This window comes from Phenylobacterium sp. (assembly GCF_036264965.1).
Classification (GTDB): Bacteria; Pseudomonadota; Alphaproteobacteria; order Caulobacterales; family Caulobacteraceae; genus Phenylobacterium.
In genome coordinates this window covers 25,138-32,770 of the sequence record NZ_DATAPY010000149.1, presented here as the reverse complement: position 1 = coordinate 32,770, position 7,633 = coordinate 25,138, and the positions used below count along the sequence as shown (strand labels likewise).

The following is a 7,633-nucleotide window of genomic DNA, read 5'->3' as shown; positions in this document are numbered from 1 at the left end:
CAACGACACCCCGGCCGTAGCCAGCCGCGCCTACGACGTGAGCCGCGACGGCTTCGTCATCGCCGGCGGGGCCGGCATGCTGGTGCTCGAGGAGCTGGAGCACGCCAAGGCGCGCGGGGCCAAGATCTATGCCGAGATCATCGGCTACGGCGCCAACTCCGACGGCTACGACATGGTCGCCCCCAGCGGCGAGGGCGCCGCACGGTGCATGAAGCTGGCGCTCGACGGGTTGAAGGGCCGGCGGGTGGACTATCTCAACCCCCATGGCACCTCTACCCCGGTGGGCGACGGCAAGGAGATCGACGCCGTCCGCGCCGTGTTCGGGGACAAGATGCCGCCGATCTCCTCGACCAAGTCCCTGACGGGCCACAGCCTGGGCGCGGCCGGGGCGCAGGAGGCGATCTACTGCCTGCTTATGCTGAACAACGGCTTCGCCTGCGAGAGCGCCCACATCGACAATCTCGACCCGGAATTCGCCGACCTGCCGATCCTGCGCGAACGCTCCGACAAGCCCCTCGAAACGGTGATGAGCAACAGCTTCGGCTTCGGCGGGACCAACGGCTGCCTGGTGATGGCGAAAGTCTGATCGCCGGAAGAGTCGTCCACGAACCACACGCCGTCAGTCCTTCCCCTCGCCGTAGAGGTCGAGCTGCTGTTTCTCCAGTTCGCTGGCGTAGCGGCGGGTGACGTAGGCCTCGGCCAGCAGGCCCAGGACCTGGCCCTCAGGCCCGATCACCGCCAGTTCGTCGGTCTCGGTGGTTTCGAAGGCCCGCATCACCGCCTCGATGTCCATTTCCGGCGACAGCACGTCCTCACGGCTGACGGCCAGGGTCTCGGCGGGCGCCTCCAGGTCCAGGCCGTCGGCATAGGCGCTGGCGGTGACCATCACCCCCACATACCCGCCGAACTCGTCCGCCAGCAGCACCCGCTGGGTCGAGCCCAGGGGATAGCGCCGCCGGAATTCCGCCAGGCTGATCGTGGCAGGCGCGGTCGGCGGGTCCTTGCGCATCATCTTGCCGGCGGTGAGCGTGCGCATCCAGCCGACGTCGCGGGCCGAGCGTATCGTCTCGCCGCGCAGGTGCAGCCGCCAGGTGGAGAACGAATAGCCGAACCGCTCGCGCACCACCGTCGAGGCGATCAGGGCGGCGGCCAGGGTCGCGGCGGCGACGCTGAAGTCCCGCGTGGTCTCCAGCACCAGGAAGCTCATGGTCAGCGGCCCGCCGACCACGCTGACCGCCAGCGCGCCCATGCCGACCAGGGCGGCGTTTTCGGGTGAGAGCTTCTCGATCGAGGCCATGTCCGCGACCCCGGCGTAGAGCTGGCCCACCAGGGTGCCCAGGAACAGGGAGGCGAAGAATAGGCCGCCCCGGAACCCGAACCCCAGCGAGATCACCGAGGCCAGGGTCTTCAGCACCAGCACGACGGCCAGGATCGCCAGCGGAACGCCCACCGCCAGGTCGAGATGCAGCGCCCCGTGGCCCGCCGAGAGCGTCTGGGGCGAGATCACCGCCAGCACGCCCAGCAGGAGGCCGCCGATCGCCGGGCGGATCACCGCCGGGATCGGCGACGTCCGCACCCAGCGCTCGGCCAACGCCACCAGACGCATGATACCCACCCCGATCAGGGCGCAGATCAGGCCGAGGCCCGAATAGAGGGCGTAACCCAGGACATCGGGCGTCTTCTGGGCGGCGATCTCGATGGAATAGGGCGGCGCGCCGATGGCCTTGGCCACCATGACGCTGGTCAGGCAGGCCGCGGCCACCGGCGCGATGGCTGACGGCGTGTAGGAGCCGATGACGATCTCGAAAGCGTAGAAGGCCCCGGTCAGCGGCGCGCCGAACGCGGCGCCGATGGCCGCGCCGGCGCCCGCGCCCAGCAGGATGCGCATATCGTGGCGGCGCAGCTTCATCTGCCGCCCGGCCCAGGACGCCGCCGCCCCGCCGGCCTGGGCGTAGGCCGCTTCCAGCCCCACGGAGGCCCCGACGCCGTTGGAGAGCACCGTCTGGGCGCAGACGATGATGCTGTCGACCAGGCCCAGCACCCCGCCATAGAGGGCGTTGGCCTCGACCACGTCCACCAGGCCCGAGCGCCTGCGCTGCACCAGCCAGGTGAAGAGGCCCAGCACCAGGCCGCCGGCGGCCAGCCACAGGGCGGTGATCGGGGCGATCTGGGCCGCCGCGCTCAGCCGCTCGTCGAACTTGATGCCGTAGAGCAGGGACTGCAGGCCATGCGCCAGGCTGCTCTGCACCACCGCCAGCAGGCCGGCGGCCGCGCCCACCACCACCGACAGCGCGATCAGCCACAGCTCGCTGGTCCGCATCCGCCGCCGGATCGCGGTGAGCAGGCGCATCGGCGCGCGCCGCGGCGAGGTGACAAAGGGAACGTCGATCATCCGGGGGGTCTTTGGCGCTCTCCGGTGCTCTGAACCATCGTCATACGCCTAGCCGGGCGAAGAATTGAAGACTTCGATCCGCTTGCCCTTCGTGCCGGCCCCGTCCACAAACCGGCCTCGACGACGACAATGCGAAGGGAGACGCGGCGTGGCCGAGGACTATCAGATGCCCAAGGGCGAGCTTATGCGCGGCAAGCGCGGGGTGATCACCGGCGTCGCCAATCACCAGTCGATCGCCTGGGGCATCGCCAGCCAGCTGGCCGCCCAGGGCGCGGAGATGGCCTTCCTGCACCTGCCGGGCATGGAGCGCCGGGTCGAGCCGCTCGCCGAGAGCATCGGGGTCAAGGTCCTGGCGCCCATGGACGTCACCGACGACGCCTCGATGGATACGGCTTTCGGCGTGGTCGAGAAGGCCTTTGGCAAGATCGACTTCTTCCTCCACGCCATCGCCTTCGCCAACAAGGACGAGCTGAAGGGCAGCTTCGTGGAGAACACCACCCGCGAGGGTTTCCTGCGGGCGCTGAACATCTCGGCCTTCAGCTTCGTGGACTGCGCGCGGCGCGCGGCGGCCCTGATGCCGGAGACCGGCGGCTCGATCCTGACGCTGACCTACATGGGCTCGGAGCGCGCGATCCCGAACTACAACACCATGGGCGTGGCCAAGGCGGCGCTGGAGGCCTCAGTGCGCTACGCCGCGCGCGACCTGGGCCCGAAGGGTATCCGGGTCAACGCCATGTCGCCCGGCGCCATGAAGACCCTGTCGCTGGCCGGCATCTCCGGCGGACGCGGCATGCTCGCCAAGGGCCGTGCGCTCTCGGCCATGCAGGAGGACACCTCCATGGAGGGCGTCGCAGGCGCGGCGCTCTGGCTGCTGTCGGACCTGGGCCTGTCGACCACCGGCGAGGTGATCCACGTGGATGCTGGCTTCCACATCATGGGCTTCCGTGAAGACGAGGCCGGAGAAGGCTGACCCCATGGCCGACGCCGCCCAGGACGTGGACGTCATCATCGCCGGCGCCGGAATCGCCGGGGCGACGCTGGCGCTGGCGCTGAACCAGGCGGGGCTGAAGCCGGTCCTGATCGATCCTGTGGTGTTCGACGCGCAAGTTGCGCCGACCTTCGACGGCCGCGCCTCCGCCATCGCCTACGCCGCCTTCCGCCAGTGGCGGGCCCTGGGGGTCGGGGACGCACTCGCACCCCACGCCCAGCGGATCGAGCAGATCCTGGTGACCGACGGCTCGACGCCCGGCGCCGCCTCCGGCCCGGCCAGCCCGTTCTTCCTGCGCTTCGATAGCGCCGAGATCGCCGACAGCTCCGACGGCGAGCCGCTGGGCTACCTCTTGGAAAACCGCCACATCCGCGCGGCCCTGGCCCAGGCGATCCTGGAGGCCGGCATCGAGGTCCTGGCTCCGGCCAAGGTCGCCAGCGCCGCCTTTGGACCCCGCGAGGCGGTGGTCACCCTGGCCGACGGCCGCACTCTGCGCGCGCCGGTCGCCGTCGGCGCCGAGGGCCGCGGCTCGGTGATCCGCACCGAGGCCAGGATCGGCGCCATCGGCTGGGACTATCCGCAGACCGGCGTGGTGGCGACCGTGCGCCTGGAAAAGCCGCATGAGGGCGTGGCCCACGAATACTTCCTGCCCGGCGGCCCGTTCGCGATCCTGCCGCTGACCGAGAACCGGGCGAGCCTGGTCTGGACCGAGAGCCGCGCCCGCGGCGCCGCGCTGAGGACCGCCCGGCCAGAGATCTTCCAGGCCCACCTCGACCGCCGCTTCGGCGACTACCTGGGTGACGTCCGCGTCGAGGGTCCGGTGTTCACCTACCCCCTGAGCCTGCAGCTCGCCGAGCGCTTCACGGCCTCTCGCGCGGCCTTGCTGGGTGACGCCGCCCACGGCGTCCACCCGATCGCCGGCCAGGGTCTGAACCTCGGCCTGAAGGGCGCGGCGGCCCTGGCCGAAGTGCTGGTCGAGGCGATGCGCCTGGGCGAGGACATCGGCTCGGAGGTGGTGCTGGAGCGCTACGCCGCCTGGCGCCGGTTCGACACCGTGACGCTGAGCGCCGGGATGGACGCCTTCGTGCGCCTGTTCTCCAACGACAACCCGCTGCTGCGGCTGGCCCGCGGCGCGGGGATGGCGGCGGTGAACCGCATCGGCCCCGCGCGGCGGTTCTTCATGACCGAGGCGGGCGGCGCGGTTGGGGATCTGCCGCGGCTGCTGCGGGGCGAGGCGCTTTAAGACCTGCGGCGCGCCGGGTCGTCGATCAGAACCCATTTGCCGCCATCGATCGCAACAAACGCAGTCAATGATTGCCAATGATGACGACCGTTCAGTTGTTCATAATCGCACGCGAACTCTGTCGGTTCCTCCTCGAAGCCATGACAATGAACCCTGCGCACTTTCGGACTCGAAACGAGTCGGCCATGCGTGACGAGCGCTCGCGACAACTCTGCATTGGATGGCCCCACCGGGGATGCGACGGACGACAGCGGCGCCAGCACGGCGATGATGATGAGGATGAACGCACGCATGGCTGGACGGTGCGAGCGGCCCTCGATCGGGTCAATAGCTCCGCAAACACCCCAACCCTTAAATCCACGGCGGCCAATCTTGCTTGGGCTTCGGGTCTGCTCAAGGACGCGCCTCTGGCGCGCCGCTCCGCGGCGAGGGCGAAGCCCTCGTCCTTGACCAGACCCGAAGCCCAAGCCGAAAATCTCGCCATGAGGTTTAAGGGCGTTTCCCACTCCTGAGAGTAGGAAGGCGCACGGCTTCAAAACCTCCCCCGTTAGCGGCAGCATTCGGGGGAGGTGGCCCGAAGGGTCGGAGGGGGCGTTGGGGCCGTGCTCTGAAGTCGGTGCGACAGCAGCGCCCCCTCCACCACTTCGTGGTCCCCCTCCGCCCGCTTCGCGGGGGAGGTTTTGGGGCCATTTCGCATTTTGACGAGTATTCTCCGTTCAGAGCCCCGGCCTGCGCGGCTAAGCTCCCACCCATGCGCCTCCGCCTGACCCTCCTCGCCCTCTGCGCCGTCCTCGCCGGCTCCGCCCGCGCCGCGGATGACACCACGCCGCGCATCGCCGTCATCTCCGCTTTCGCCCCCGAGCTCGTCGCCCTGGAGAAGGCCGCCACTCACAAGCACACCGTCACCCTTGCGGGCACGGTGTTCACCACTGGCGTCCTCGAAGGCAAGCCCGTCGTCCTGTTCCTGAGCGGCATGAGCATGGTCAACGCCGCCATGACCACCCAGCGGGCGATCGACCGGTTCCACGTCAGCCGCATCGTCTTTTCCGGCATCGCCGGCGGCGTGGACCCCGGCCTCGACGTCGGCGACGTGGTCACGCCGGATCAGTGGGGCCAGTACCTGGAGAGCGTGATGGCGCGGGAGGACGCGCCCGGCCACTACGCCCCGCCGGCCGGCGAGCCGCTGACCGGCGCGCCCTTCGGCATGATGTACCCCAAGGCCGTCGAGGTGCTGCGCGCGCCGACCGCGGCGGAGCGCCGCGCGTGGTTCCCGGCCGATCCGGCTCTGATCGCCGTGGCGCGGCGGGTGGCCGGCGGTGTGGCGCTGAAGCGCTGTACGGCGGCGGGCCTCTGTCTGAAGACAGCGCCGCACGTCGTCGTCGGCGGCAACGGGGTCTCCGGCCAGGCCTTCGTCGACAACGCCGCCCTGCGCGCCTGGGCCTATTCGACCTTCCACGCCGAGGTGCTGGATATGGAGAGCGCGGCGGTGGCCCAGGTGGCGCTGGTCAACGGCACGCCGTTCATCGCCTTCCGCAGCCTGTCGGACCTTGCGGGCGGCGATCCGGGGGCCAACCAGGCGGGGACCTTCTTCCAGCTCGCCTCGGACAACTCCGCCGCCGTGGTGCGGGCCTTCGTGGCGGCGTTGCCCCGATAGCCTTGCACCAGCTAGCCCTTCGCCAGGTAGACGAAGCGCAGGACGAACAGGGCCGCCAGCACGAACAGCAGCCAATCGCTTCGCTGCGCCTGACCGCGCAGCAGTTTCAGGGCCGCGAAGCTGGTGATGCCGAAGGCGAGACCGTTGGCGATGGAATAGCTCAGCGGGATCGTCACCATGGTCAGGAAGGCGGGGATGGCGACGCCCGGATCGGCCCAGTCCACCTCGGTCAGGGCGCCGACCATCATCGAGCCCACCAGGATCAGGGCCGGGGCGGTGGCGGCGCTGGGGATCGCCTGCACCAGGGGTGCGAACAACAGGGTGACGAGGAACAAAACGCCCACCGTGACGCTGGTCAGGCCGGTGCGCCCGCCGGCTGCCACGCCCGAGGCGCTCTCGATGTAGCTGGTCACCGTGCTGGTCCCGGCCAGAGCGCCGGCCATGGTCGCCATGGAATCGGCGATCAGGATGCGGTTGAGGCGCGGTATGGCGCCGGCCTCGTCGACCAGGCCTGCCCGTTTGGTGACGGCGACGAGGGTGCCAACATTGTCGAACAGGTCGACGAACAGGAAGACGAAGATGATCTCCAGCAGGGTCGCGCCGAAGCCGCCCTTCAGGTTCAGCGCGCCGGGGATGTCGAGCTTGAACGCCGTGGCCGAGATGGCCGTCAGGCTGTAGCCGCCGGGGGTCAGGTGGGCGAGGCCCAGCGCCCAGCCGGCGGCGGCGGTCACCAGGATGCCGATCAGCATGGCGCCCTTCACCCGCCAGACTTGTAAGGCTCCGATCAGCAGCAGGCCCAGGACCGACAGCGCCGCCGTCGGCTGGGTGAGGTCGCCCAGACCGACGGCCGTGGCCGGATTGGGGACAATGATGCCGGCGTCGCGCAGGCCGATGAAGGCGATGAACAGGCCGACGCCTGCGGCCACGGCGGCGAACAGCGAACGCGGGATCGCCGCCACGATCATCTGGCGCACGCCCACCAGGGTCAGGACCAGGAAGGCCGCGCCCGACAGGAACACGCAGCCGAGCGCCGTCTCCCACGGCACCCCCATGGCCTTGACCACCGTGTAGGTGAAGTAGGCGTTCAGCCCCATGCCGGGCGCCAGCGCCAGCGGGTAGTTGGCGATGAATCCCATCAGGAGGCTGCCGAACCCCGCGGCCAGGCAGGTTGCGGCGGCCACCGCGGCGACCGGCAGGCCCGCCTCGCCGAGGATCGTCGGATTGACCACTACGATGTAGGCCATGGTCAGGAAGGTGGTGAAGCCGGCGAACACCTCAGTCCGCGCGGTGGTCCCGTGGCCGCTCAGGCCGAAGATCCGTTCCAGCATCGCCCGCCCATCCCCGATGTGATGACGA

The 7,633-nt window shown here is 69.9% G+C and carries 7 protein-coding genes; 4 read left to right on the top strand and 3 right to left on the bottom strand.

Going from position 1 to position 7,633, the window contains the following annotated elements; genetic code table 11:
* Positions 1–586, top strand: a 586-nt coding sequence (locus VHS75_RS19830; RefSeq protein WP_329640341.1) for a beta-ketoacyl synthase N-terminal-like domain-containing protein, incomplete at its 5' end; no start/stop codon positions are given.
* Positions 587–619: 33 nt separating this feature from the next.
* On the opposite strand, the gene VHS75_RS19825 is transcribed toward VHS75_RS19830, so the two are convergent.
* Positions 620–2,392 (bottom strand): chloride channel protein, encoded by a 1,773-nt coding sequence (locus VHS75_RS19825; RefSeq protein WP_329640340.1) that lies wholly within the window; start codon positions 2,390–2,392, stop codon positions 620–622.
* A 148-nt stretch (positions 2,393–2,540) separates the two neighbouring features.
* Between VHS75_RS19825 and VHS75_RS19820 the strand changes: the two genes are divergently transcribed.
* A complete protein-coding gene (locus VHS75_RS19820) occupies positions 2,541–3,362 on the top strand; it encodes an enoyl-ACP reductase (protein ID WP_329640339.1) in 822 nt (273 codons plus the stop codon).
* Between the two features lie 4 nt (positions 3,363–3,366).
* The gene (locus VHS75_RS19815) at positions 3,367–4,623 is read left to right on the top strand and encodes a UbiH/UbiF/VisC/COQ6 family ubiquinone biosynthesis hydroxylase (RefSeq protein WP_329640338.1); all 1,257 of its coding nucleotides are present in this window, start codon (positions 3,367–3,369) and stop codon (positions 4,621–4,623) included.
* On the opposite strand, the gene VHS75_RS19810 is transcribed toward VHS75_RS19815, so the two are convergent.
* On the bottom strand, positions 4,620–4,916 hold the full coding sequence (locus VHS75_RS19810; RefSeq protein WP_329640337.1) for a hypothetical protein: 297 nt from the start codon (positions 4,914–4,916) through the stop codon (positions 4,620–4,622). The genes VHS75_RS19815 and VHS75_RS19810 overlap by 4 nt on opposite strands.
* Positions 4,917–5,374: 458 nt before the next feature.
* Between VHS75_RS19810 and VHS75_RS19805 the strand changes: the two genes are divergently transcribed.
* Entirely contained in the window at positions 5,375–6,277 is a 903-nt protein-coding gene (locus VHS75_RS19805) for a 5'-methylthioadenosine/S-adenosylhomocysteine nucleosidase (RefSeq protein ID WP_329640336.1), read from the top strand.
* An 11-nt stretch (positions 6,278–6,288) separates the two neighbouring features.
* Here the strand turns inward: VHS75_RS19805 and VHS75_RS19800 are convergent, their stop codons facing one another.
* On the bottom strand, positions 6,289–7,605 hold the full coding sequence (locus VHS75_RS19800; RefSeq protein ID WP_329640335.1) for an NCS2 family permease: 1,317 nt from the start codon (positions 7,603–7,605) through the stop codon (positions 6,289–6,291).
* Positions 7,606–7,633 lie beyond the last annotated feature (28 nt).

Coding starts and splice junctions, on each gene's coding strand:
- VHS75_RS19825 (WP_329640340.1), bottom strand. CDS start 2,392: ATGATCGACGTTCCCTTTGTCACCTCGCCGCGGCGCGCGCCGATGCGC.
- VHS75_RS19815 (WP_329640338.1), top strand. CDS start 3,367: ATGGCCGACGCCGCCCAGGACGTGGACGTCATCATCGCCGGCGCCGGA.
- VHS75_RS19810 (WP_329640337.1), bottom strand. CDS start 4,916: ATGCGTGCGTTCATCCTCATCATCATCGCCGTGCTGGCGCCGCTGTCG.
- VHS75_RS19805 (WP_329640336.1), top strand. CDS start 5,375: ATGCGCCTCCGCCTGACCCTCCTCGCCCTCTGCGCCGTCCTCGCCGGC.
- VHS75_RS19800 (WP_329640335.1), bottom strand. CDS start 7,605: ATGCTGGAACGGATCTTCGGCCTGAGCGGCCACGGGACCACCGCGCGG.